This is a genomic window from Candidatus Zixiibacteriota bacterium (genome assembly GCA_040753875.1).
Lineage (GTDB): Bacteria > Zixibacteria > MSB-5A5 > GN15 > FEB-12 > DATKJY01.
This window is the reverse complement of the sequence record JBFMDV010000027.1, coordinates 1-24,818: the sequence shown is the minus strand read 5'-3', so window position 1 is coordinate 24,818 and position 24,818 is coordinate 1. Positions and strand designations below refer to the sequence as shown.

Annotated in this window: 21 protein-coding genes; 13 read left to right on the top strand and 8 right to left on the bottom strand. The window is 56.4% G+C overall.

Going from position 1 to position 24,818, the window contains the following annotated elements:
- Positions 1–9 precede the first annotated feature (9 nt).
- From AB1644_10675 to AB1644_10665, 3 genes are all read right to left on the bottom strand, one after another.
- Positions 10–2,571 (bottom strand): CHAT domain-containing tetratricopeptide repeat protein, encoded by a 2,562-nt coding sequence (locus AB1644_10675; GenBank protein ID MEW6051511.1) that lies wholly within the window; start codon positions 2,569–2,571, stop codon positions 10–12.
- A 140-nt stretch (positions 2,572–2,711) separates the two neighbouring features.
- Positions 2,712–3,290 (bottom strand): hypothetical protein, encoded by a 579-nt coding sequence (locus AB1644_10670; GenBank protein ID MEW6051510.1) that lies wholly within the window; start codon positions 3,288–3,290, stop codon positions 2,712–2,714.
- Between the two features lie 33 nt (positions 3,291–3,323).
- On the bottom strand, positions 3,324–3,920 hold the full coding sequence (locus AB1644_10665) for a sigma-70 family RNA polymerase sigma factor (protein MEW6051509.1): 597 nt from the start codon (positions 3,918–3,920) through the stop codon (positions 3,324–3,326).
- A gap of 203 nt (positions 3,921–4,123) precedes the next feature.
- Here AB1644_10665 and AB1644_10660 point away from each other — a divergent pair, with 203 nt between their 5' ends.
- The 7 genes from AB1644_10660 to mfd all read left to right on the top strand — a co-directional run bounded on the left by AB1644_10660 (position 4,124) and on the right by mfd (position 14,555).
- Complete coding sequence (locus AB1644_10660; protein MEW6051508.1) at positions 4,124–4,864, top strand: class I SAM-dependent methyltransferase; 741 nt, start codon at positions 4,124–4,126, stop codon at positions 4,862–4,864.
- 125 nt (positions 4,865–4,989) lie between these two features.
- Complete coding sequence (locus AB1644_10655) at positions 4,990–6,972, top strand: APC family permease (GenBank protein ID MEW6051507.1); 1,983 nt, start codon at positions 4,990–4,992, stop codon at positions 6,970–6,972.
- Positions 6,973–7,033: 61 nt separating this feature from the next.
- Positions 7,034–8,014, top strand: coding sequence for a radical SAM protein (locus tag AB1644_10650; protein MEW6051506.1), 981 nt, complete (start codon positions 7,034–7,036; stop codon positions 8,012–8,014).
- A 36-nt stretch (positions 8,015–8,050) separates the two neighbouring features.
- Positions 8,051–8,533, top strand: a complete 483-nt coding sequence (locus AB1644_10645) for a flavin reductase family protein (protein MEW6051505.1) — start codon at positions 8,051–8,053, stop codon at positions 8,531–8,533.
- A 125-nt stretch (positions 8,534–8,658) separates the two neighbouring features.
- Complete coding sequence (locus AB1644_10640; protein ID MEW6051504.1) at positions 8,659–9,207, top strand: hypothetical protein; 549 nt, start codon at positions 8,659–8,661, stop codon at positions 9,205–9,207.
- Positions 9,208–9,255: 48 nt separating this feature from the next.
- Positions 9,256–11,010 carry a hypothetical protein gene (locus AB1644_10635; GenBank protein MEW6051503.1) on the top strand — a complete coding sequence of 585 codons (1,755 nt, stop codon included), beginning with the start codon at positions 9,256–9,258 and terminating at the stop codon, positions 11,008–11,010.
- A gap of 119 nt (positions 11,011–11,129) precedes the next feature.
- Entirely contained in the window at positions 11,130–14,555 is a 3,426-nt protein-coding gene (gene mfd / locus AB1644_10630; GenBank protein MEW6051502.1) for a transcription-repair coupling factor, read from the top strand.
- A 72-nt stretch (positions 14,556–14,627) separates the two neighbouring features.
- Here the strand turns inward: mfd and AB1644_10625 are convergent, their stop codons facing one another.
- The 3 genes from AB1644_10625 to AB1644_10615 form a co-directional block, all read right to left on the bottom strand.
- Positions 14,628–15,227: a DUF1579 family protein gene (locus AB1644_10625; GenBank protein MEW6051501.1), complete on the bottom strand. Its 600-nt coding sequence runs from the start codon at positions 15,225–15,227 to the stop codon at positions 14,628–14,630.
- A gap of 420 nt (positions 15,228–15,647) precedes the next feature.
- Positions 15,648–16,010, bottom strand: a complete 363-nt coding sequence (locus tag AB1644_10620; GenBank protein MEW6051500.1) for a nuclear transport factor 2 family protein — start codon at positions 16,008–16,010, stop codon at positions 15,648–15,650.
- Between the two features lie 192 nt (positions 16,011–16,202).
- A complete protein-coding gene (locus AB1644_10615) occupies positions 16,203–16,838 on the bottom strand; it encodes a hypothetical protein (GenBank protein ID MEW6051499.1) in 636 nt (211 codons plus the stop codon).
- A 661-nt stretch (positions 16,839–17,499) separates the two neighbouring features.
- On the opposite strand from AB1644_10615, the gene yajC reads away from it, so the two are divergent.
- The 6 genes from yajC to AB1644_10585 all read left to right on the top strand — a co-directional run bounded on the left by yajC (position 17,500) and on the right by AB1644_10585 (position 23,283).
- The gene (gene yajC / locus AB1644_10610) at positions 17,500–17,817 is read left to right on the top strand and encodes a preprotein translocase subunit YajC (GenBank protein ID MEW6051498.1); all 318 of its coding nucleotides are present in this window, start codon (positions 17,500–17,502) and stop codon (positions 17,815–17,817) included.
- 27 nt (positions 17,818–17,844) lie between these two features.
- Positions 17,845–18,351, top strand: a complete 507-nt coding sequence (def, locus tag AB1644_10605; protein MEW6051497.1) for a peptide deformylase — start codon at positions 17,845–17,847, stop codon at positions 18,349–18,351.
- 68 nt (positions 18,352–18,419) lie between these two features.
- The gene (gene fmt / locus AB1644_10600; GenBank protein MEW6051496.1) at positions 18,420–19,379 is read left to right on the top strand and encodes a methionyl-tRNA formyltransferase; all 960 of its coding nucleotides are present in this window, start codon (positions 18,420–18,422) and stop codon (positions 19,377–19,379) included.
- A complete protein-coding gene (locus tag AB1644_10595; protein MEW6051495.1) occupies positions 19,376–20,911 on the top strand; it encodes an Rne/Rng family ribonuclease in 1,536 nt (511 codons plus the stop codon). Before fmt ends, AB1644_10595 begins: the two co-directional genes overlap by 4 nt.
- 141 nt (positions 20,912–21,052) lie before the next feature.
- Entirely contained in the window at positions 21,053–22,474 is a 1,422-nt protein-coding gene (locus AB1644_10590; GenBank protein MEW6051494.1) for an RHS repeat-associated core domain-containing protein, read from the top strand.
- Between the two features lie 539 nt (positions 22,475–23,013).
- Positions 23,014–23,283, top strand: coding sequence for a hypothetical protein (locus tag AB1644_10585; GenBank protein MEW6051493.1), 270 nt, complete (start codon positions 23,014–23,016; stop codon positions 23,281–23,283).
- Positions 23,284–23,375: 92 nt separating this feature from the next.
- Here AB1644_10585 and AB1644_10580 read toward each other — a convergent pair whose 3' ends face one another.
- Both AB1644_10580 and AB1644_10575 read right to left on the bottom strand, forming a co-directional pair.
- A complete protein-coding gene (locus AB1644_10580; protein MEW6051492.1) occupies positions 23,376–23,675 on the bottom strand; it encodes a hypothetical protein in 300 nt (99 codons plus the stop codon).
- A 350-nt stretch (positions 23,676–24,025) separates the two neighbouring features.
- Positions 24,026–24,298, bottom strand: coding sequence for a hypothetical protein (locus AB1644_10575; GenBank protein MEW6051491.1), 273 nt, complete (start codon positions 24,296–24,298; stop codon positions 24,026–24,028).
- Between the last annotated feature and the right edge of the window lie 520 nt (positions 24,299–24,818).

The following is a 24,818-nucleotide window of genomic DNA, read 5'->3' as shown; positions in this document are numbered from 1 at the left end:
ACCTGCTCCTTAATTGCCGGCGCCGAAAACGGAGAAAGCGGCCCAGTGATAGGCCGAGGGGTACTGCTCACGGACCACCGTCGCCGCGCGGCGGGCCGCCGCCAGTATGTCGTTGCCCACGAAGTACGTATTGTAAAAGGTGCTCATCCACAGAGCTGTCGAGCGATCCGAGACCGGCCAATGTCCGGCGATAACATTTCGGGCGCCCATCTCCAGTAACGACCGAACCAGCCCGGAGGTTTCCTCGCCCGGAAGAGCCACTTGTTGGCCGGAGCGACAGGCCGCCAGCGTTACCAGGTGAACCTTGACATCTTTCAGTCTGAAATCTGCTGCAAATAGCGGGCCGTCTGCCAGCGCCAGGAACGAATAAAATGGATTGTCGGCGCGAAGATGCGCGTGCCCGGAAAAATGCCAGACCGATGCCTCTCCCGTGGCCGGCCAATCCTGCCGGCAGCTCGGATCGTGTATGGTGATTGGACGAGTCGTGGACTCCTGCAGGGTCTGCAATTCACGGCTCACTTCCGGCAGATCCTGAGCTGGTCCTACGAAAACGCCGACCTCGGAGCTCTTGACGATGATCTCCTTGGCATGACTGAAATGGCGGATACTCGGTGTAACGACAAAGTCGTGCCGATCGAGGAGGGGCTCACCACCAACTCGCAGCGCCTGCCATGGGAGATTCGCCAGATCCCCTTCAGGGATAATAAGGACCCGGGGTACTCGCTTCGGCACCTCGAGCGGTCGCCAGAGCCATTCCCCGAGCGATTCAAAGAACGGGGTTTCCTGGTCCCCCACGATGGCCGCACCCAGTTGTTGTGACAGCAGTTCTCCTTCGAGCAGGAATCGCCACTCCCGCATCGACTGCATGAGACGGTTGCCGCCGTCCTGAAAGCGGTGCACCCGCGTCGTGCCATGTTCATGTATGAACGCCACTATGTCTGCTTCGTGCTGATGAAATTGTACCACCGGCTGCATGCGGGATGCTGCGGCAAATTGCTCGAGCAGACGCTCTATCGAATCGACCTGACCTCCTCCATTCCGCTCCGCGCGGGACAGCTCCATACGAACATCGCGCTGTAGCCTCGCCACTGCCCGCGGAAGAAGGGTCGAGGCAGAACGTTCGCCCGCCACCCCCCCGATCTGGCGTGACAGTTGCGCCACTTGATTGGCCAGTTGCACCAGACTATTCTCGGCGCGTTGGCGGGTTTGGTCAGGAGCGACAAGGTCTACCAGTGGGGTCCAGATACCGGCAGTCCTGTATCGCTCCGACCAAACTGCAGCTATAGCCGGGTCATCATCGAGAAAAGAGGCGACCAGTTTTCGATGGGGGCTGCCCGGGAGACGGCTGAAGGTCGAGCGCATTTCGATCGGCGGCAATTGTGCTCGAACGGCATCAAGTCGCTCGGCCGCGATTTGCCAATGGGTGCGCGCCTGCTGTTTCTTCCCCTGCCCATACGCGATATCCCCGGCCAGCGTCTGCCATCCGGCAAACAAGTGCGGCACCTGTTGAGCCGCTCCGTTTCTGGCCAGGCGGCGAAGTGGTCTGCGGGCATCGCGTGAACTTGCGGCCTCGTGCAGATCGCACACTGCTTCCCACAGCGGCAGTTGCGCCCGTTCGAATTGGCGCCGCGCTCTGACCAGAGCCGACAATTGCTCGCGCCGGTCATCGGATATCTGCGCTCTCGCCAGAAGTGTAGCACCAAGAAATCCATTGTTCTTTTCGGCTTTGAATCGGGTCTGTGCCGCTGCCAGCGTTTTTTTGCCTTCGACCGCGTACCCGAGCGCCAGCGCCGCTTTGGCGCGAAACAGGCACGCCTTGGCTAATTCGTAACGAAGGCCCAGCTTGCGGAACGATCTTTCGGCCATTCGAGCGGCTTCGCGAGCATCACTGAACAGATTGAGCCCAAGGTACACCTCAGCGCGGTCGAGTTCGCAAAGCGCCGCCCCTTTGGGCTGACCCATCTGTCGATAGATCGATTCGCATTCGGCCAGGTCGGTGAGTGCGACGTGGAATTTTCCACTGAGCATTCTGAGCCAGGCCAGGCCGTACCGGGCATCGGTGGCTTCAAGCGTGAAACCGTTGGCCGTATAAATTCGCTCTGCTTCGTCGTACGATTGCTCGGCTTCGTCCATGCGAAATAACTGCACGAGCGTATTCGCGCGGTTGTAAAGACAGCGCGCCAGGGCAGGAGCGTCGGCAGTCTTTCTGAAGTGCTCGGCCGCCGAGCGATACAGTTTTTCGGCGTCGCGATGTCGGTCCTGCCGGTGCAACACGTTGGCCAGATTGACCTGTGTCATCGCCACATCGGATAACGCCCCAGCGTTCTTGAAAGCCCGTACTGCCAGCAGCGCCTTTCGCCGTGACTCTGAAAAATTCCCCAGATACATGTAAATGTCAATTAGCGCCCGGTCCACTTTGGCCACCCCGAGCCTGTTTCCGCCATGCAGCCGACGGACATTCAGATAGGCGCGTAGTGCCTCACGGTGACGGGCGCTGAGATGAGCGGCGCGGGCCAGGGAACGATACGCGGCCAGGCGGACGACGCTTGGGTGCCCCGTTGACCGTTTCACGAACTGTCTCGCCAGCGCCAAGGCGTCGGATAATGATTGCCGGGATCTCTGGAGTATGAAAGTTTCGCAAGCCGCGGCTAAGACGGTCGGTTCTACCCGACTCACACTGCCGGAGGCGAGGAAACGTCGGGCAGTCCGGCTCAGGTCCGGTTTTTCGTCTTCCACGTCACCTCCGGCAACTCGATCAACATATCGTCAACTCGTAGCGTCAATCTGGCCGTGGGACGTTTACTGGACCACTGAAAGAACCCGCGGCCGTCGACCGGGATAACGGTTCGTCCGGCGCGGAGTTCGATGTGACTGGCCTGGGAAGTTTTTTCGGCAACCTGAGCAATGAAATCCCATCCTTGGGACTGTTTTTCGGCCCGAAGGTCGAACGTGAGAAGTTCGGTGTCAAAACGGAGTCGTCGTTCGGTTTCGGTGGCCAGACTCCGGACGCCAACCGCCGCCGGCAGGCTCCAGGAATCGAATGAAAGCCGCGCCAGAAGCCGTCTCACGACCTCAGATGGCGCGCTTGTACGTGCCAGCTCTACAGCTCGGTCGATCCAGGCTGAAGGTGCGCTCGTGAGCGCCAGCTCGCCGGCAACCGGATAAGCGCCAAGAAGCTCAAAAAGTTCACGGCAGGCTGCACAGGACTTCAGATGCGAGAGAACGGTCGGCGTCCTGTCAGCGACGGCTTTGAGGAGCTCTGTTCGATCCGGGTGCTTAACAATTTTCATCCGTAACAGCCTTTCCCTTCAGAAACATCCGACCTACAGAGAGACCGCTCCCCCTTTTCGTACAGCGGGAAAACCGTTCGCAACGAGTATCCGTTTGAGGCGTTCGAGACAGCGTCCTCGTATGGGGCCCATGGAGTTAGGGGCGATCCCCACCATGTTCGCCACCTCTTCATACGATCTGTCCTCTGGAGCGAAGAATATGGCAGTCAGCAGCTTACGACACCGCTCATCAAGCTGCCGGAGACCGGTTTCAAGTTGCGACTGACGGCGCATTCGCTCAAGCGCTTCGTCCGGTAATCGGTCAGGGTCTACCGGTTCCGGTACAGAGTCGAGATCGCTGTGTGAATCAACTCGCCGTCCCAGTCGGATCGCCTCCCGCCTGGCAGTTGTTACCAGCCAGGCTGATAGTCGGCTCGGATCATTGAGCTTGTACCGATTCTGAAACAGGAGTACCCAGGTCTGTTGGAAGCAATCAGAGGCATCCGCCATAGACAGGCCGGCGCGTGTGGCCACCGTGTAAACGAGTGGCTGATATCGTTCGATCAACTCGCGCCAGGCCTTGGAACTCCCGGATAAGACCTCGTTCCAGATCTCTATATCAGTACGCTTAGTACTCTTTGATTCGGTCATGGTGCGCTTTCGCCCGGCGACAGCAACGAATCTGGTCTCCAGTACTTGAATGTACTTGCTTGTCCGTTATTGCCTTCGAGAATAACCCACGAACCGTCCTTTGGCAAGGAAAAGGGTACCGTGGCAGTAGCCCGTGTGACCGGACACAGTTTATGGTGCTTTCCGCTCGTGATCCCGGTTATACTGACACTGGAGCGTGACCCATGAGCAACCATCCTTCTTCAGATTATGACCAATTCGCCTGGTTTTATAACAAGCATTGGGCCGGTCCCTGGGTAGATCGTGTGATGCCTCTTCTTGAGAAACTCCTGTTGCCCAATCTTCCGTCCGCCGCATCTATTCTGGATCTCTGCTGCGGCACCGGCCAGCTTGCGGCTCGGCTCGCCGAACGGGGTTTCAGAGTAGTGGGCGTGGATATTTCCGAGGAGATGCTCAGCTTCGCTCGCGTCAACGCGCCTGCCATTCTGTTTCATCGTGCCGATGCCCGCTCGTTTTCGCTTGATGACACCTTCGACGCTGCCGTCTCAACCTACGACAGTCTCAATCACCTGCTGACGATCGAGGATATCAGAAAGACATTTGAGAATGTCTCGCGACTGCTGAATCCGGGTGCTCCGTTCCTGTTCGATCTGAATATGGACGTCGGCTACCGTGAACGCTGGAAAGGGTCATTCTCGATGGTCGAAAATGACAACGTGGTGGCGGCACGATCCTCCTACGACTCCGACAGAAGAACTGCACGGCTTGACCTCACTCTTTTTCGTCTGGAGGGCGCAGGGTGGCGGCGTGTCAATCTCGCCCTCACGCAAACGTGCTACCGTTCCGAACAGATCATAGCCGCCCTGCACGGAACAGGCTTCGCCGATCCTGCGATGTATAACATCACCGGAGATCGAATTGCCGAAGAAACGGGGCGGACGTTTTTTCTCGCCCGGAAACAGTGATTCTCTGGGTCCACAAATCTGACTTGCGTTTGGTCCCGATTCCCCTTTAATAAGCGGTCCGCGTTCGGCGTTTGGGACGCTCTGAATGCCGTCTAACGTCGTCAATATTGAAGTTTGAGGATGTGATGGATACCGAACCATCGCTGAGCAAGAAAGTCAAGACGCTTCTCATCGGCGGCAGCCGCGATCTCCAGGATCGGTCGCTGTTTCACGCTTTGACGCTGACGGCGTTCCTGGCGTGGGTCGGGATGGGTGCCGACGGTCTCTCGTCATCCTGCTACGGTCCTGAAGAGGCGTTCCTGGCTCTCAAGGGACACAGTTATCTGGCGTTGCTGGTCGGGCTCGCCTCGGTTGCCACCGTTCTTATCATCAGCACGAGTTACACGCATATCATCGAGCTGTTTCCTTCAGGCGGCGGCGGCTACCTGGTGGCCAGTAAGCTCCTCAGTCCGACTTTCGGCATGGTCTCCGGCTGTGCGCTGATCATCGACTACGTGCTGACCATCGGTATCTCCATTTCGAGCGGCTCCGATGCCCTGTTCAGTTTCCTCCCGCCCGAATGGCACGGCTACAAACTGGTATTTGCGGTAGCCGGAGTACTGCTGTTGACGGTCATGAACCTCCGGGGCATCCGCGAATCGGTCGTGCCGTTGATCCCGATAATGCTGGTGTTCGTGGGCACACATGTGATCGCGATTGCCTACGCCATTGTGACCCATGTTCCGGTTCTTCCGAAGGTGTTCGACACTACCGTCAGCGAGTTCTCACAAGCACAATCGGAGATAGGACTCCTCGGCGTCTTTTTCCTGCTCATGCGCTCATACAGTTTCGGTGCCGGTACCTACACCGGTATCGAGGCGGTCTCGAACGGGCTGCCGGTGATACGCGAACCGCGTGTCGAGAACGGTAAAAAGACCATGCGGTATATGGCGCTGTCGTTGTCGTTTATGGTCCTGGGACTGATGATCGCGTACCTGCTCTTTCAGGTCGAACCGGTCCCCGGCAAGACGCTCAACGCCGTCCTGTTCCAGACCATGACCGGTGGCTGGGGCGGGTGGGGGACTATCTTCGTGACCGTGACACTTCTCTCCGAAGCCGCGCTTTTGTTCGTCGCCGCACAGACCGGATTCCTCGATGGCCCGCGAGTGTTATCCAATATGGCTGTCGACCGATGGTTCCCCACGCGATTCTCCATGCTCAGTGACCGGTTGGTGACCCAAAATGGAATTCTTCTGATGGGGGGAACTGCGCTGGCGATGGTGCTCATTTCACGCGGGTCGGTGCGCTTCCTGGTAGTGCTTTACAGTATCACGGTATTCATCACGTTTTGTCTGTCGCAGCTGGGCATGGTGCGGCATTGGTGGCAGGAGCGACGGCGCACGGCCAGGTGGCGATACAAGCTCGGCATCAACGGCATCGGCCTGCTCCTCACCGGCTTCCTGCTTCTGTCCATGAGCATTCTTAAATTCTACCAGGGGGGGTGGCTCACGCTGCTGGTGACCGGACTGCTCGTTGCGTTGGCCTTCGTCATCAAGCGCCACTATCGCCAGACCGCCCGCCAGCTCAACCGGCTGGACGAACTGCTGGTGGCCGCGACCGCGCTGTCCGAAAAGCCTGCCGTCGAACCGGCACCCGTTGTTCCGTGCGATCGGAAAGCAAAGACAGCCGTGTTGCTTGTCAATGGCTTCAACGGACTCGGCCTGCATACCCTGCTCAGCGTCATCAAGCTGTTTGAAGGCACGTTCAAGAATTTCATCTTCGTGCAGGTGGGGTCGATCGATGTCGGCAATTTCAAGGGATCGGCCGAGATCGACCGGCTGACCGAACATATCGTCTCGGAAGGCAAGCGGTACGTCCGCTACATGCAGCAGCACGGCTATTTTGCCGAGAGCGTGACCGCTATTGGCGTCGATGTTGTCGAGGAGATCGAGCGGATAATTCCCGAGGTTCTGGAGCGCTTTCCCAAAACCGTATTGTTCGGCGGACAACTGGTTTTCCAGAAGGAATCCTTTTTCACGCGTCTCCTTCATAACTACACGATCTTCGCGGTTCAGAAACGGCTCTACCACCAGGGGATACCGATCGTTATCCTGCCGATTCGGGTCTGATATCCGGGCATCTCATGCCGGTTGCTGAAACCGCCCGGATTGCGTATATTTTGCCGACAATATGGGTCCTGTATTGACGAATCGGTGCGTGCTGACCGACAGCGATTGGCAGCGCCTCCTGGCGCCTCTCGAAGCTTTGAAAGACTGCACACAGTGTCCGCGCCAATGCCATGCCGACCGGTCGAGCAATAAGCTGGGCTATTGCCGCAGCGGTATGGACTTTTCGATAGGCTCGATCTGCGCGCATCGGGGTGAAGAACCGGTCATTTCCGGACCTCACGGCATCTGCAATATCTTCTTCACCCACTGCAACATGCAGTGTGTCTACTGTCAGAACTGGCAGATCAGTCGCCGCGACAGCATCGTCCAGGACAGCAAACTCGAACTCCAGCAAATTATCGCCCCGATCGAAGCTATCCTGGATCAGGGTTCAAAAGCAGTCGGATTCGTCTCGCCGTCTCATTTCATTCCACAGGTCAGAGTGATCATCGACACCCTTACGGCAATCGGCCGGTCGCCGGTGTTCGTGTATAATACGTCAAGCTATGACAAGAAGGATACCATAGCCTCTTTCGAGGACAAGATTCAGGTGTACCTGCCCGACTTGAAATATCTGGATAACCGCCTGGCCGGCGCCTATTCCGACACACCGGAATATGTCGAACATGCCACCGCCGCCATCAAAGAGATGTTCCGCCAGAAGGGGGCGAATATCTACGTCGATGACGATGGCTGCATTTTGTTCGGCATGATCATCCGGCATCTCGTTATCCCCGGACAGGTCGAGAATTCGAAGGCGGTGCTTCGATGGATCGCCGACGAGCTGTCGCCAGATGTCCATGTATCGCTGATGTCGCAGTATCATCCGAACCCGGCCGTGGCCGGGCACCCGCGCCTCGGACGGGTGTTACATACCGATGAGTATGCCCAAGTGGTCGATGAATTTGAGCGGCTCGGGTTCCACCGGGGCTGGGTGCAGGAACTCAACAGCCCGCAGAACTATCGGCCCGATTTCAACCAGGACCATCCGTTCGAACACTGAAGAAAACAAGGCGAGTCAGACGCCCGGGAGATTCCCATGATTACAGAAAAGTCGATTACGAAGGGGCTTCGTCAGTTGGAGTACGGCGTGTACGTCGTATCGATGGGGAAGGGGCAGGAGGGAAACGCTTTCACCGCCAGTTGGCTGATGCAGATAAGCTCGCTTCCTCCCATGGTCGCCATGGCGGTGCACAACAAACATCAGTCTTCGCGGTTGCTCAAGCAGCACGGCGCGTTTGTCGTGAATATGATCGCCGCCGGTAATGTGGAGGTCGCCAAGACCTATTACGGTCCGGCCGAGTCCGGCTATCAGAAACTGCACAGCGCTTCCTTGACCAGCTCACCCGTGACCGGCTCGCCGGTCCTGAACGGCGTGGTTGGATTTCTCGATTGCAAGGTCGTCAATACGGTACCGGCAGGAAACCACACCGTGTATGTGGCCGAAGTAGTAGCTGCCGAGGTAGCGGATGAAAAACCGCTTCTGAGTACATCCAACAGCAAGCTGCACTATTTGGGGTAGAAATCAGCGAATGGCGTATCTTCTGGGGGCATCGCTCAGATTGGGCGACGCCCTTGACGTTCATCTCTGTCTCCAGAATCCCTCTCAATTTCGGCCCTTAGTGTTCCGATAATCTGATAATAGCCATGGTGTATACCTTCCATTTCAAAGGGGCCGAACTGAAATTCACCGGCAATCTGGGGTGGGCGTTGGTTATTGCGCCCGACCCCGAATCGGCCGTCGTACGCTTGCAGGAGCTGTTTCGACCGATACGCGACGTGAAAATACGCGTCCGTGGGGAACACCTCTACCGCCTTCGGTTCAAAGTAGCTCTTAATTTCCGCCCGGCGCTGTTGCGGTCGGTACAGCGGGCCGTCCGCCTGCTTCGCAACCAGCAGCTCTACGAGCGCGGGCGCTATATCGACCGCTATATTATCGCCTCCATTTTCAGAGAGACCGGCACGCCGGGCTGGCTACAGTGCGAGAACCTGGTCGAGGAGATCCGTGCCCTGCGGCGAGCCGCCGTGGTGGCCCGCGAGGTCTCCAATATCATGCGGTTTGTCGACTGGGACATCGCAATCCACAACCATATCGAGATCAACTCGAAACCGGGGCACCGCAGCCGGGTGGTCCGGCGTGTCAAAGCCGCCAACGGGATACGGACTACAAGACAAAGCTTGCTCACCGTACGGTAACCTGCCTACCATTGGCTCAAAACTGACGTGTCCTTACGGAGGCAGTTCGTGGCGATGATGCGAAAACGGAAACCCCCAAAGACCAAGATCAGCATCCCAGCGCGAATTCTGCTGCAGACGCTCTCACAGATCCGGTATCATTTCGACCCGGCCAATGCCCTCACCCGTCGACACCTGCTTGTCCAGCTGCGGACCCTGCCAATTCGAAATTCGGCGATACTCAGGGAGTACCACGATCTGCTCAGTTTTCATCGCGCTTACCCTGATGATGTATCAGTTCTCAACCTCGTCGAACAACAATTGCAGTCGTTTGAACGGCGAGTAAACCGCCTGCTTCGTGCGAATGAGAACGCCGTGGATGAGCTCGAGGATTCCGGCATTGCCGGTACTGTTGTGAGCCATCCGTACAGTTACGACCTCGCCCGGTCCCTGACTCAATGGTACCCCGGTAAACTGGAGATCGATTGGAACTATTACGATGAAGACAAGTCCGGCGCTATCGCCGGTATGCTGCCGTTGCTCGTTTCATGGCAGGAAAACGACACGCTGGACAACGATTTCACGTTGGATGCCCGCGACTGGTTGAAAATAACCGGTCATGGGAAAAGACTCACCGAGCTTGAATTGCTTCTCAAGTTGCTCGCGACATCCGGCCTGCCACGCCCTGTCCAGCGCCATCTGTTCGAGAGCCCCGAAATGGCCATCCGGTGGCCACTGGCCCATTCATCCGCATCCCGTACTCTGCGCCGGGTACCCGTCAAGCGTCTGTTCTTTCAGCAGACATCACCGCTTGGTCGATGTGCCGACCTGCGCGTCGAACTGGCCCGCCCGATTGCACCTCTGAAATTGCTGACACGGAGAGAAGGCGATTATTACGTTCGGGCGATCAACGAGGTTCTGGCCGTGCGTGTGCGGGAGCTTTTCTCGATCACCGGCGCGAATCCGTCCGAAGTGTACCGTTATGAGCCGGGCCGCGGAGTTCAGATATTCCTGTTCGGCACAAACCCGGATATCCGATTGCCGCTTGAGGCCAATTTCGGCGCCATGCTCGTCCGCAACGGTCTGCCGATCGGCTATGGCGTCGGCGCGGTGCTGTTTGACCGCGTCGAGATCGCCATCAACATTTTCCCGGCCTTTCGAGCGGGTGAATCGGCGTTCGTGATCCAGGAGTTCTTCCGCGTGTTTCATCACCATTTCGGCTCCAACGTGTTGTTGGTGCGAAGTCGTCAGATGGGAGACGGCGACGACGAGCCGATCAAATCCGGCGCCTTCTGGTTCTACTACAAATTGGGTTTCAGAGCCGTCAGAAAACAGATTCGCGCCCTTGCTGACAAAGAGAACGAGCGGCTCAAAGCGAACCCCGGCAGCCGGTCCTCCGAACGGACCCTCCGTCGGCTTGCGAAAAGCGATGTGTTCTTTCACATCGACCATGCCCGTATGGGCGGATACCGGGAATTGTCGCTCGTGAATCTGGGCAAGGTCGTCACGCGAATAGCCAGAGACAAATACGACAACGATCGGATGCTGGCCGACACCGAATGCGCGACAGAAGTGATAAGATCGCTCGAGATAAAGGGATTCGACCGGTGGAGCCGCGACGAAATGGTGTCACTGATTAGGCTGGCCCCATTGCTGTCGGCCATTCCGGACCTTCGCCGATGGTCGCGTGTGGAGAAGCAGGGTTTGGTAAAGATCATCCGAGCCAGGGGCGGGTCGCAGGAACGGCAGTTTGTCCTGTTATGCAATCAACATCCGCGGCTCTATGGGTCATTGCGAAAACTGGCGGACAATTACCGCGCCTAAAGAGGACTTGGCAAATAGATCAGGACCAATTATCTTGGCACCCGGAAATAACAGCAATACCCCGGTTACAGCGTGACCGGGGCTTTCGCGTTTTGTTGTATCTGAAATAAAATGATGGTATGACTGAGTTACAGATCGCCACAACAACCCGCCGACTTGACCGGATAGTCCAGCGCTGGCGCAAGTATCCACCCTATGTCGAGTTGATCAACAGAATCAACGGCGGTTCGCCGCCACGTGTCACCGTAACCGGCCTGGCCGGTTCCGCCGATGCCCTGCTCATTCACTCGCTTGGTCTGGACTCCCCACGGCCCATACTGGTTGCCGCTCCCAGCAGTGAGAACGCTCACGATCTCTATGAGGACCTGGCATTCCTTGGCGGCGAAGAGAAAGTGGCGCTGTTCCCGTCGAGGCAGATCCTTCCCTACGATTTCCGCGCACCGGTCGGCGAAGTGATCGGCCGACGGATCGCGACGCTCTCATCACTTCTGAACGGAACGATGCCGGTGGTAGTGGCGCCGGTACGGGCGCTTATGGAACCAACTATGCCGAAGGAACTCCTGGCCGACGGACGGATCGAACTGGTTGTCGGACGCGAGACCGACATCGACGAATTGACCGAGCGGCTGGTCCGTCTCGGATTTCATCGCGTATCGGTCGTTGAAGAAGTGGGGGACTTTGCCCGACGCGGCGGGTTGATCGATTTCTTCACCCCCGGTTCCTCCGCTCCCGTGCGCATTGAGTTTTATGGTGACGAGATCGATACCATCCGTGAGTTCGATGTCGGCAGCCAGCGGACGCTGGCTCAGATTCAACGCGTCCAGATACTGCCCAAGCGCGAAGTCGCTGTCACGCAGGAATCGATCGAGGAACAGCTTGGACTCTTACCTGAAGAAGACGCCGATTACATTCGCTCGCGCTACCTCAACGATCCGGAGCTTCCCGGGCTGGAGTGGCTGTCGCTCTTGTTCGGGCACAAGCAGAGTTCGCTCTTAGACTATTTTCCGGAGAACGGTCTTATCATCACGCTCGGCGAAGAGTCGATCAGGAGCGAGGCCGAGTCGATTATGGCCGAGGCCGACGCTTTGCAGGACCGCTTGAAAAGCCGCCTGAGCCGGCTCCCTGCGCCAGATGAATACTACACCGTGCCGGACAAACTGATCGCCCGGCTCGATCAGCATCAAGTGATCGACCAGGTGCCGTTTCGCGGCGGCAAGAGCGAAGTTATCTCGTTCGGCTGCCATCCCCACCCGGCGCTCAATGCGCGACTTGACCTTCTCGGCAAAACCTGCGCCGAATATGACCAGCTCAGCCTGACCTATTTCCTCGCCACCGACAACGAGGGACAGGCTTCCCGATTGAGCGAATTGATCGCCGAGAAAGTTCCCAGCGAACACCGGCCCGTTATCGAGGTCGCCAATCTCCGCGGCGGGTTCGAGTGTCGCGATGCCGGCGTTGCCATCCTCACGGACCACGAACTGTTCAGCCGGTATCACCGCCGCATTCGGAAAAAACGGTTCAGAGAAGGCGTGGCCATCACGGATTATTCGAGTCTCAACCAGGGAGACTTCGTCGTCCACACCGATTTTGGTATCGCGCGGTACCTTGGGCTCACCACGCTCCATGTCGACGGCCGCCACCGCGACTGCCTGCTGCTTCAGTACGATGGCACCGACCGGCTCTATGTCCCGATCGAGGAGTTCAATCGGGTCTCAAAATATTCGGGTAAGGACTCGGCTCCTTCACTCACTAAGCTCGGTGGTCCGGGATGGGAGAAACTGAAGGAGAAGACCAAGAAGGCGATTGCCGATATGGCGGCCGATCTGATAAAACTGTACGCCGAGCGGAAAACCGCCAGTGGCTGTGCGTTCGGCGAGGATTCGGTCTGGCTCAAACAACTGGAGGCCTCGTTTCCATACGACGAGACGCCGGATCAACAGAAAGCTATCGATGATGTCAAGCGGGACATGGCGGAAGAACGCCCCATGGACCGCCTGGTGTGCGGCGATGTCGGCTATGGCAAGACCGAAGTGGCAATTCGCGCTGCCTTCAAGGCGATGGATGCCGGCAAGCAAGTGGCGGTGCTGGTGCCCACCACCATTCTCGCCCAGCAGCATTTTAACACCTTCACCGACCGCCTCAGGGAGTATCCCTTCAAGATCTCCATGCTGTCCCGTTTCCGCACCCGATCCGAGCAGACACAGGCCGCCAAAGACCTGGGCGATGGGAGAGTCGACCTGGTCATCGGCACCCACCGGCTCCTTTCCGACGATGTCAATTTCAAAGACCTGGGACTGCTGGTGATCGACGAGGAACACCGGTTCGGTGTCAAGCACAAGGAGAAGCTTCGCCAGTTGAAAGCCTCTGTCGACACACTGGCCATGACCGCCACGCCGATCCCGAGGACTCTTCAGATGTCGCTCATGGGAGCGCGCGACATGAGCCTGATCAACACCTCGCCCAAAGACCGACTCCCCATCATCACGGAGATCGTCGATTTCGATCCAGCCATCATCGCAACCGCCATTCGCCGTGAGATCGACCGCGGTGGCCAGGTGTTCTTTCTGCACAATCGTGTGCAGACTATCGAAGCGATGCATCATTACCTGTCGAAGCTCCTACCCAAAGTCGAGATTGCCGTAGCACATGGCCAGATGCACGAGCGCTCGCTCGAAGGGATCATGCTGGCGTTTCTGGCGAAACGATACGATGTCCTCCTGTGTACCTCGATCATCGAATCCGGCCTGGATATTCCGTCCGCCAACACGATCATCATCAATCGCGCCGACCGGTTCGGGCTGGCACAACTGTATCAGATACGCGGGCGAGTGGGGCGATCGGCGCGTCGCGCCTATGCCTATCTCATCACACCGCCAGTCAAACTCCTGACCCAGGATGCCATCAAGCGTCTCCGCGCCCTTGAGGCGCACTCCGACCTTGGGGCCGGTTTTGCGCTGGCCATGCGCGATCTGGAAATACGCGGTGCCGGTACGATCCTGGGTGCGCGCCAGTCAGGCTTTATCGAGGAAGTCGGCTTCGACTTGTACAACCGCCTGCTTGAAGAGGCAGTCGCGGAGTTGAAAGGGCAGGAGATCGTTCGACTCCCTGACACCAAGCTCGAACTTGATGTCGAGATCTATTTGCCCGATGACTACGTCAACGACCGTCAGCAGAAAGTTGATATATACCGGCGACTGGCAGACAGCAAGAACCTCGATGAAGTCGAGAAGATTCGCGATGAGGTAACCGACCGGTTTGGTCGTCCGCCGCAATCGGCAGTGTATCTGTTCGATGCTACGGCTGTGAAAATTGCCGCAGCGCTCCTGGAGGTTGAAAAAGTGCGCCTGCGTTCCGGCGTCGCTACAATCCTGTTCCTGGAGGCCAGACGACTGACTCGGAATGAGGTTGAATCATTCCGCCGCGGGACCGACTGCCCGATGGAGTTCTCTCTCACCGGTCAGCCAAGGATCACGATCAACCTGATGGCAATCGCCGAGCAGGACCGACTGAGTCATCTGAGAGGCGTGCTGGGGAAAGTGGGATGAAACCAGACTATTGCAGCGAAAAAGGCCGTGTGATGTCCACACGGCCTTTCATCTCCACATCGCGATCTTCGGCTATTTGCGCTTCGTGTACGTTGCGGTGCCGCTCGTTACGAATGTCTTGCCGCCGTCCATGGACATTTCCATCTTCCACTTGAACGCGCCGGGAGTTTCGTCGTAGCTCGTCATCCGGGTCCACCACTTCTGCCCACCCATCATATCCTCACCCTCAAGAACCGACTTGCCCGCGTCGTGCGTCCCGGTATACAAGCTGATACTTCCACTCATGTTGTCCACCCACGTGGCCTGCCACTTCTTGGTCTCGCGGTTATAGGCCTGCAGCATAAATCCTTTGAACGGCGGCATGCCGGGCATCATGTCGGCGCCGCCATCGTACACGCACTGCATCGCTGCACCGTCGACGATATAGCTGTAAACGGCGGTCGCTTTGGATTCCTGCCACTGTTCCTTGGTTGGGTCCATGCTGATGTTGAAATTGGAGACCACATCCCATGTCCCTTCGAGAAACGCCAACTGCTTCATTTCCTCCGGCGGACCCATAGGGGGCATCTGCATCTGTTCGCCGGAAGGCTTGGCCGGTTCCTCGGCGAGTGCCGGCAGCGCCATCAGACACGCCATGGCCATGAGGGCGACAATCATCAATGACTTCTTCATCTGTACCTCCGTGCAAGTTTGGTGAGAGTTTTCTGCGTCGGTTAATAGCGGTAAATTACGGCCCATGATTCCGCGACGCAAGCGGAAATCTGCTGATTGGAATCACATTCGGCGCGGATAGTTCGTTGTGATATAACGAGTTAGTTTGGCCATATTGCGATCCAGGCTGTATTTGTCATTCCCGTGAAAGGGCCTGTTGAAAAAGGTCCCCGTCGTCATTGCGAGGAGTCCGCCTCAGGCGGACGACGAAGCAATCTCGATATCGGGTAGCTTACAAAAGGTAGAGATTGCCATGCCCCGCCTTCGACGGGGCTCGCAATGACTTGCTAGGTTTTTTTCAACACTTCCCAAGCCAATTCCGCGATTGCTGCTGTATTTCCGACAGCCGTTTCCCGCTCCGAGATGGCGCCAGTAAGAATCTCACACCCCCAGCATCTTACGATTCTCATCCGTGTCGTAATAGATCCGCCACTCCATCACGAGCCCATTCTCGATTCTCGCGACCCATATCGCCGGGTCCGGTTCTGCCCCCTTGCTCCACGTAGCATACCCGATCATGACAACCTTGTCGCCGCGCGCTTCGACCCGCATGAACGTATTCTTGTAATCGGGGAACTGCTTGAAGAACTCCCGCCACGCGTTGGTCATGGCGGCTTTGCCTTTGACAGTGTTGTTGTCCCTGTCGATGAACGTGTGGTCCTCGGTCATCAACGCCGAGAGTCCCTCAAGATCATGGCGCGTGATGCAGTCGTTGAAGGCGAGGGGGGTGGTAGACAGGGACACTTGAAGCTGCTTTTACAGAATGGACTATCAGCGCTCGAAAGCGCAAAGTTTGTAGCCCACCCATCGGGTGAGGATTATTCGTAAGGGCTCTGCTTTCTCTGTCATCACCTAAGCGTCATGCGTTGCGACGTTCATTATGCGCCGCTCCGAAAATCATCACCCGTTGGGTGTGCTACGAAACAATCTGCCCTGCTAATACGCCACCACCGTCACCAGCAGGTTCACCACGCTGTGACTGACGTCGCTGTAATAATTGGCGCCGGTGTGGCCGCCGATGTAATAGAATCCCACCTGAACATGTCGAACTACTTCGTACCCTGCTCCTGCTGTGTACCCGAATCCGCGCCCATTGCCAACCCAGTAGCCAGTAGAGAATGACAACATGCCTACGCCGCCGAATGTAAAAAAAGGCTTCTTCCGCCCCCAGTAATGATACCAGGAGATTGCGCTCAAGCCTTGAAAGCTTGCTTCTATCGTGTTGTAATAGCTACCGCTAATCCCAATCGTCAAGAAATTCTGTTCGTCCCAAGCAAGTCCAAAGAAGCCGTTGAAGCCGACCCCGGCTTCTGCCATTTCCCGCGGATAATTATCCGCTGCCCAGTGAGACATCGGACACATTCCGAAGCCGATGCCAGTAACAAAGCCCTGCCGCTTTCCATCAAATGCCTGCGCGTGAGTCAGCAACGCCAATAGCGCAAGAACACTGAGCAGCGATGTCCGCCCCAAACGGCGCGTGCGTGTCTTAGTCGTCATAATGATTCCTCCATAAAACCCTGCCCGAAAGAAGGGAAAGAAGTCGGTGATTGTCAAGGGGATACTGAAACGCATGAGACCCTCATCCGCCCCCTCGACTATGCTCGGGACGGCGCCTTTGGCACCTTCTCCCTAAAAGGGAGAAGGACATCAACGTGCACTGTGGCAAAACCAGATGCGGTTTCGATAGTGGTGTCTGGCGTCCCCGCCCGACACTATTTTTGTTGGAAAAGGGCTGTCAGGCGGGGACGCCTGACGGCACAGTTGAACACTTCACACTGCAAGCCTTCGTCTATGATCAGGCCGATGACGGTGGGGTACCCCGCCCCTTGGGGCGGGATTGTCGGTGTGTCATTCCCGTGAAAACGGGAATCCAGAGCATTGGCTTCGGCTGGATTCCCGCGTGCGCGGGAATGACAATCTCGTGGTGGGTGGTGGTGTCGGGCGTCCCCGCCCGACACCTGGTCACATACACGGAGCCGTCAGACCGAGAACGGCGCGCTATACGACCCAGCCACAGGCGGGTCGTGTGACCTGCCGCAGTTTCGCTGTGCGCTGAACCGCTTCTGGTTCCACGTCTTGTCTATGGGCGGAACTTGACGTCCAAAACGCGGTTTCTAAGAGAGAAGATTATTATCTTGGCCGTTGCGGCTGATAGGGTTATATTAGGTTACCGTGGACCTGTTCAGGAGTTGAACAGGTCTGCCGATAATAACCTTTGTGTACAGGAGTTGTTTTGAACCATCAGTGGTTTCTGTTGATGGCTGGAAGCCCCGATTCGGGTGGCGGCAGCGGCATGCTCATGCTGGTGTGGATCGGGCTGATGTTTGTGGTCATGTACCTGCTCATGATCCGCCCCCAGCGCAAACGACAGAAGGAACATGAAAAGCTCTTAACGGAGCTCAAAAAAGGCGACAAAGTGGTCACCTCAGGCGGTCTGTTTGGAACCATCTTCGCGATCGACGATGAGCGCAACCGCATCATCCTGAAGATCAACGATGACACCAAGCTGGAGTTTCTCCGAAGCTCAATCGCCGCCAAGGTGGACAAGTGACGCCAGTAAGGTAGTGTAGGAGTAAGCGTGGCTGAGCGACCGATCGTCAAATACGGCGACCCGGTATTGCGGGAAATATCCCGACCGGTCGAGACTGTCGACCAGGGTGTAAAAGATTTGGTGTCCGATATGACGGACACGCTGAACCAAGCTCAGGGTTTGGGCCTGGCTGCCGTGCAGATTGGCGTGCCAAGGCGAGTGTTTCTTGTCGACCTCTCAGCCGTCGACATCAATGAATCCCTCAGGGTCTTTATCAATCCGGAAATCGTGAGCACGAGCGGGGCCATTGAACTCGAGGAGGGGTGCCTGTCGTTTCCGGGGATTTACCAGAAGATCGTCCGTCCGGCGCATGTAACCATCCGGGCGCTCGATGTGAACGGCCAGTCATTTGAGATGACGGCCCGGGGCATGGTGGCCCGCGCAATTTTGCACGAGTATGACCATCTCGAGGGGAAACTGTTCATTGACTACATTTCGCCGATCGCCCGAACTCTGTTGAAGGGGCGGCTGAAACGATTAGCCGCCGCTCTCTGATTTCCCGCAGTGTGATGCCATACGGCGCCTCGATGACATGAGGTTGCCCGTCCGCGCTTAATCCCAGTATGAACGTGGTGTATATGGGCACCCCGGAGTTTGCCCGGGGTCCGCTCGATCATTTAGCCCACAGCCGGCATCGCATCCTGGCCGTGGTGACCGGACCGGACAAACCGGCCGGCCGAGGACGACATCTGCTTACCACCCCGGTAAAGCAGCATGCCCAAAAGCTCGGCCTGCCTGTCCTGACCCCGGCATCACTCAAGTCGGATGAGCTGTACGAACGGCTGGCGGAGCTGAAAGCCGATCTGTTCGTGGTGGTGGCGTTCCGGATTCTGCCGGAACGGTTGTTCACCCTGCCGCGACTCGGCTCCATGAACGTTCATGCCTCACTGCTGCCCAGGTATCGAGGTGCGGCACCGATCAACTGGGCCCTTATCAACGGCGACACCGAAACCGGTCTCACCAGCTTCTTCCTGCGGAAGGACGTGGACACGGGGGACATGATCCTTCAGGAAAAGGTGGCGATCAACGATGACGACATTTTCGACACGCTCTACACGCGGCTATCATCGCTGGCCGGACCGTTTCTGGTGCGCACGCTTGAGATGATCGAAAGCGGGAATCTTCAGCCGATCCAGCAGGATGACCGTCAGGCGGGCGCAGCGCCCAAGATCACGCCGGAAAACTCGTTTATCGATTTCGGGTTCCCGGCACGCAATGTCCGCAATTTTGTGCGTGGACTCTCCACGCGCCCCGGGGCCGCTACGAGTTGCCGGGGAAAACGACTCAAGGTGCTGGCCTGTAACGTGGCCGACATCGCAACAAATTCAGACACGCGTCCCGGGACCGTACTGGCCGAACGCAAACGACTCCTGGTGCAGTGCAGCCATTCGGCTGTCGAGCTGACCAGAGTGGTGCCGGAAGGTAAAGGGGAGATGGACGGCGTGTCATTTATCAACGGATTCAGACTTCAACCGGGGGAAGTTCTGGGAGAGCCTGTGACCCAGGCTCGGGAGCATTTGTGAAAAAAGAAATTCTTATCAATTCCACCGAGTACGAAACCCGTCTTGCCATCCTCGAGGATGACAAGCTGGTCGAGCTGCAGGTGGAACGTCCCGACACCGAACGCATGGTGGGGGACATCTACAAAGCAAAAATCAAGACGGTCCTGCCCGGTATGCAGGCGGCGTTTGTCGAAATCGGAACGGAGAAAGCAGCCTATCTGCACTCCTCCGATATCGGCAAGGATTACAGCCGACGGTTCGACTCCGAAGATGTCGAAGAAGAAGCACCGGCCGAGATCGTGCGCAAGACCCGCCGTCAAGGGATCGAGACCGTTCTGAAACGGAATCAGGAGATTCTGGTTCAGGTGATCAAAGAGCCAATCTCCACCAAGGGACCGCGCGTCGCCTCGGAGATTTCGATTCCCGGGCGGTATCTCGTGATTGTCCCCGATGACGACCATGTGCATGTATCCAAGCGAATCACCGATTGGGGGGAGAAGAAACGGCTCAAGAAGATCGTCGCGCCGCTCCGGCCGGAGGGGTTCGGGCTGATTATCCGCACCGAAGCGGAGGGGAAGCAGGAAGATGATTTCAAGGCGGATATCAAGCGTCTGCTCAAGCTCTGGGCGAAACTGAAACGGAAAGCGGACACCATGCCCGCCCCGGCGCTTATCCACAAAGAGGCCGAGATGGTGACTTCGTTGATCCGCGATGTGTTCACCGACGACGTCCAGCGCGTTCTCATCGATGACCGCGAGGCATACAAGAAGATCATCGCCTTCGCGCGCCAGGTGACGCCGCACCTCAAAGACCGGATTCACCTGTACAAGGGGACCGCGCCGTTGTTCGACCAGCATCAACTGGAGCCGGAGATCGAAAAGATGCTGTCACGGAAAGTCTGGATCAAGAAGGGCGCCTATATCATCATTGATCAGACCGAAGCGATGGTTACTATCGATGTCAACACTGGCCGCTTCGTAGGGAGCCGCGACCAGGAGCATACGATTTTCGAGACAAACATCGTGGCGGCGCGCGAGATCGCGCGGCAGATTCGGCTCCGCGATATCGGCGGGCTGATTATCTGCGACTTCATCGACATGTACAGCCGCGAGAACCGCCGTCGGCTATACGATGAGTTCCGTAACGCGTTTCGTCATGACCGCGCCAAGCGGGCGATCAATCCGGTGACCGACTTTGGGCTGATCGAGATGACCCGTGAGCGGGTGCGCCCCTCGCACATGCATACGCTGTCCGAACCGTGTCCGCACTGTGCCGGAGCGGGGCGAATCATGTCCAAGGAGAACATGGCGACCAAGATCGAGCGGTGGTTTTTGCGGGCGCGGGCAGCGAAGAAGTTCGACAAGTTCCATTTGATCGTGAACCCGAATCTCGGCTCGTTTCTGACTGAGAACGGGACGAATCATATCGACCGAGTGATGAAAGCGAACAAGTTCCGGATCAACCTGATCCGCGACACGACGTTGTCGCAGGAACTGTTCAAAGTCTACAACGCCTCCGACAACAACGAGATCACGGAGTTGTACACGGTGTAATTCGGACGGGTGCCCCACAGCTCGCTGTGGGATACGGGGTATACGGTGTAGCCGCGCGAAGCGGCGGTGAAGTCGGGCGTCTCTGCCCGACTTCAGTCGTGCTTGAGGCAGCCGTCAGCCAGAGACGGCTGACGGCACAGTTTGAATTCGAGCGGCGAAAAAGTAAAGCAGATTTACCGGTATCAGGTGTACATTCCTCCGGATACGGGTGGTGGCGGGACTGAAGGGTTGTTACCGGGGGGCGAATCGGCGCTTGCGATTAGTGGGAGCCAAGTGGAAGGTCTCAGCGGCCCCGGCGGTGGCGGGTATTGGCAGAACCGCGAAGAAGTGCGATATTACATCTGGTCCGGCGGGCAGGTGGTGCTGGAGTTGGACAACCCGATTTCCGTGAGCCAGGTGAACATCTATGGTCTCGGTCGACTATTGGCGCGGCGGGACTACACGCTGGCGCTGGATTCATTGAACGTCCTGGTAACGGACTATCTCGGCTCGGTGCATGGAGTGGTCAGGGGAACCGGGGTACCGGCCTGTGCAATGTGGGAGTACTACCCGTATGGTGGGTTTTACTCGATATCAGGAGCGAACCGAACCTATCGGCAGTTTATAGGGAAAGAGTTGGACAAGACGGCACAGTTGGACTTTGGCCCGCGGTATTACGGGAAAGAACTGGGACGGTTCCTGGCTCCTGACCCTATTCCGGCAGGAGCCTCGCCGTACAGCTACGCTGAGGGGAATCCGGTGATGCTCTATGATCCGTCTGGTCTTACAACGGCCTACCCGATTCCGCCACCACCGACGGAAGAGGAGATTCGAGCCTATTGGCGCGAGTTCAATAAGGCTGAGAATGCCGCGATTGAGGCACAGAACCAGCAGGACTACTATGACCAGAATTGTCGCGGTGAGGGAAGGAACTTCGTTTGGACGAGCACAAATACTGGAACGAGGCGACCCGGACAGAGTGATTTTAAGTGGGTGAACCCATGGAAACGCGATCCTACCGGCATGTCTTACTCAAACCAAGACCACTCCGATTGGATACATGATATTGGCGTGAACGATGGCAATGATCCGATGATTGGGATGGGCCGTTGGCGTACACCCACGGTCACTACGATAGACGGAAACAGACGATGGGAACACAAAGAAGACCCAATCTGGTTCGGACCGCCCGGCAGCGAACCTCCCGCGAAGAGTTCTCCCAAGGAGGGCTTTATCGACGTGAGCGTCGTCATCCCGATTTGGCCAGCACCGGGGGTAGCCGGTATCGGTCTTAGCATTGGAGGGACTTGGACTCATTCAGACCAAAAGGACGATCAAGTAGTCGCGCATCTTGGCTTAGGGTTCGGTGTCGGAGCGCCAAGTCCAGTAGTGACTGTTGGGTCTGTTATAGACTATAACCCAGACCAGGATGCTGGCGTCATATTGGACTTTCAGGCAACAGGAATAGTCTCCGGCGTTGGAGGTTACGGTGATTTTGGCGGCGGAGGTGGAGCAGGATTTAGTATTGGCGCGCCATCGATTAGCTTCGGTTTCGACTTCTACTTTGAGTGGTTTTCTTGGTGAGACTCGGGTGACTAAAAGAATCCTCGAACTCAGGGCGCTACGCAGCAAGATCATCTTGGGCATGTATATTCCGACCCTATACGTTCTTATTCGTTGTGTCGGATTGAGGGATGTTTTCGGAGTGTATATGTGCAGTCAGAAGATACAGTATGGAGTAGTTATATTGTGGATGGTCACCTTAGGAGTTATGGGTTTGTCGGCTGCGGTTGACGCACAGAGGATCTTCTGGCCGTCTTTCCTCCGTGGCAATCTGATCCCAGGGTCACACGAGTACGAGCGGTTCTTCCCTCGGGTTAAAGGTGGTCGGTACCTGTTAATGGGACTGCCGATTGTTGCCCTATTGGAGTTCGCTAGTCGCCTTGTCTGTTGGTTGTCGTGATGGTGGTAATCACTAAGCTCACTGACTGGGCACTCGCCAAGAGCTACTGTGTCCGATTGACTTGATATGAGGTAGCAATCACAAGTGAAATTCACTCGCCAGAGGTTTAGACTTGTGCATACCTGGTCCTCTTATATGGATCCACAGCTCGAAAGGAGAAATGAAGCAGGTGGCACTCAATCCCGTGATGGATACACGATTACGCATTATACTTTCGCTCGTACGAACAGGGAATCTGATATGGTTGTATCGTCTCATTGCCACAGTAGCGATGGTCTGCTATCACACCGATGCGGTTGCGGAGGAGAATGTTGTCTTCCCACCGATGACCATGATCATATGTCACGACACGGAATCGCCTCGTGATGTGCAGAGCTTTTTCACGCTGTCCCTTTGGTCGAAAGTGGCAAGGAGGACACCGTTGTCATAAGGAATGCCACGCTTACCACAGCCCTTGACAAACATCATTGCAGATGTGCTACGGGCTACCACTCACTTACTCGCTCAAGGCTGCGATTTTGACTACATTGTCGATTCTTCGTCTACTTCAAAAGCTTTATCCAGTAAATCCGGAATCCCATCTGCAACGATAAACCGTTGGTAACAGTCTGGATCGAGCCAAGCCCGTGAGCTCGAAGAACCTGCGTGGTATTTCTGTGATGTGTCGTTTGGGTTGAACGTGTAGCCACAGATCATACAATGATGATAGTACGCTATCTCATTAGTTTCCTTCCAACTGAGTGAACGCGCAAGCTCTATCTGTTCAATCAAGTAATTCAGGTCGGCATTAGCGCCCTTGATGAGGACTCTCATTTTCTTCATTTGAACCTCAATATGCAAGAAAGTATGTCTTCGCGTTTTCGCTGAATCCTTTCATATAGGACGTAATGTGAGGCGCATGAAATTGATCCATATGTAAATGAAATACACGCCCACGAGGTGTAACAAAGTTCGCGAATCTGTTATTTTCAAAGACAGCAGCACCATACTTGGCATTTAGAAGTGATTTCATTTCAGCAAATGTCTTAGCCCCAAAGAATTTCGCTGGCGTCATCAGCCCCTTTGCAGCTCCGGCCTTTCCAAACGGTGTGGGTGTGATAGCAAGCGCTACATCGCCTATGCTCGTTGGATTCCTCTCAATCCTCGCGACGAATGGGCGCGGTGATTGGGCACTATCGATTCCTCCCTCCGGTATAGCCAGGAAACGGCCCTCTAAACTCTTTCCAAGACTTGGGGTCTACCCCGTATAATTCGAGGGCCACTTCCTCAAGCGTTTGTCTGTCGGGAAACCAATCGTCAAAGCCGTTGGTGCCACCATCAGCAAGAAGGTAATACAAGAAAGCGCCTCGGTCCTTGTCAGTCGCCTCCATCACTTCCATGAGCAATTGGGCTATCCCATCCTTCTGGAAGTCAATTGGCACGTTCGCAACATGGCGGGTACTCATCGTACCACCTCAGTAGATGGCCACATGGAAATTCTTGTAGGCATACCTTGCCCCTGCTGTCAAATAGGTCTCAAAATGCACATGCGAAACTCCGCCTAGACCTCTTCCAAGCAAATCAGAACTCGTCATCCGAAATCCTCTCAGTCCGCTTGCGGATCTGTACACACCCGGACTGATCTCGGTATAACCCTTTCCCAGCCACCTCGGCGCTAACTTCAGGACGCGATCGACGCTACGGGCCCTGCTTGTTAACTGAAGCGTTCCTTTCAATGCACTTGTCTTCCCAAACGGCGTCGGTGCTACAGCCGCCGCCACATTAGCGCCAGCAAAGGAGGCAGTATAGAATCTGTCAAATGTTACGTAATCCGCAGTGCCATATAAGTATTCGGATAAGAGCTCATGTCAAGAGTTGTGTAAATTTGATTTTCAAGCAGCGTGCTTTTCGATCTGATTGTTTTTCGTGTTCCTGTCCTCAATCCCGTCTGTGAACTTCACACCCTCCAGAACCTTCGTCACCATC

Bases quoted from the DNA above. Each gene is read 5' to 3' on its own strand.
- AB1644_10625 (MEW6051501.1), bottom strand. From the start codon at position 15,227: ATGAAGAAGTCATTGATGATTGTCGCCCTCATGGCCATGGCGTGTCTG.
- mfd (MEW6051502.1), top strand. From the start codon at position 11,130: ATGACTGAGTTACAGATCGCCACAACAACCCGCCGACTTGACCGGATA.
- AB1644_10645 (MEW6051505.1), top strand. From the start codon at position 8,051: ATGATTACAGAAAAGTCGATTACGAAGGGGCTTCGTCAGTTGGAGTAC.
- AB1644_10670 (MEW6051510.1), bottom strand. From the start codon at position 3,290: ATGAAAATTGTTAAGCACCCGGATCGAACAGAGCTCCTCAAAGCCGTC.
- AB1644_10660 (MEW6051508.1), top strand. From the start codon at position 4,124: ATGAGCAACCATCCTTCTTCAGATTATGACCAATTCGCCTGGTTTTAT.
- AB1644_10640 (MEW6051504.1), top strand. From the start codon at position 8,659: ATGGTGTATACCTTCCATTTCAAAGGGGCCGAACTGAAATTCACCGGC.
- fmt (MEW6051496.1), top strand. From the start codon at position 18,420: ATGAACGTGGTGTATATGGGCACCCCGGAGTTTGCCCGGGGTCCGCTC.
- AB1644_10655 (MEW6051507.1), top strand. From the start codon at position 4,990: ATGGATACCGAACCATCGCTGAGCAAGAAAGTCAAGACGCTTCTCATC.
- AB1644_10585 (MEW6051493.1), top strand. From the start codon at position 23,014: ATGAAGCAGGTGGCACTCAATCCCGTGATGGATACACGATTACGCATT.
- AB1644_10580 (MEW6051492.1), bottom strand. From the start codon at position 23,675: ATGAAGAAAATGAGAGTCCTCATCAAGGGCGCTAATGCCGACCTGAAT.
- AB1644_10665 (MEW6051509.1), bottom strand. From the start codon at position 3,920: ATGACCGAATCAAAGAGTACTAAGCGTACTGATATAGAGATCTGGAAC.
- AB1644_10615 (MEW6051499.1), bottom strand. From the start codon at position 16,838: ATGCGTTTCAGTATCCCCTTGACAATCACCGACTTCTTTCCCTTCTTT.
- AB1644_10575 (MEW6051491.1), bottom strand. From the start codon at position 24,298: ATGAGTACCCGCCATGTTGCGAACGTGCCAATTGACTTCCAGAAGGAT.
- AB1644_10650 (MEW6051506.1), top strand. From the start codon at position 7,034: ATGGGTCCTGTATTGACGAATCGGTGCGTGCTGACCGACAGCGATTGG.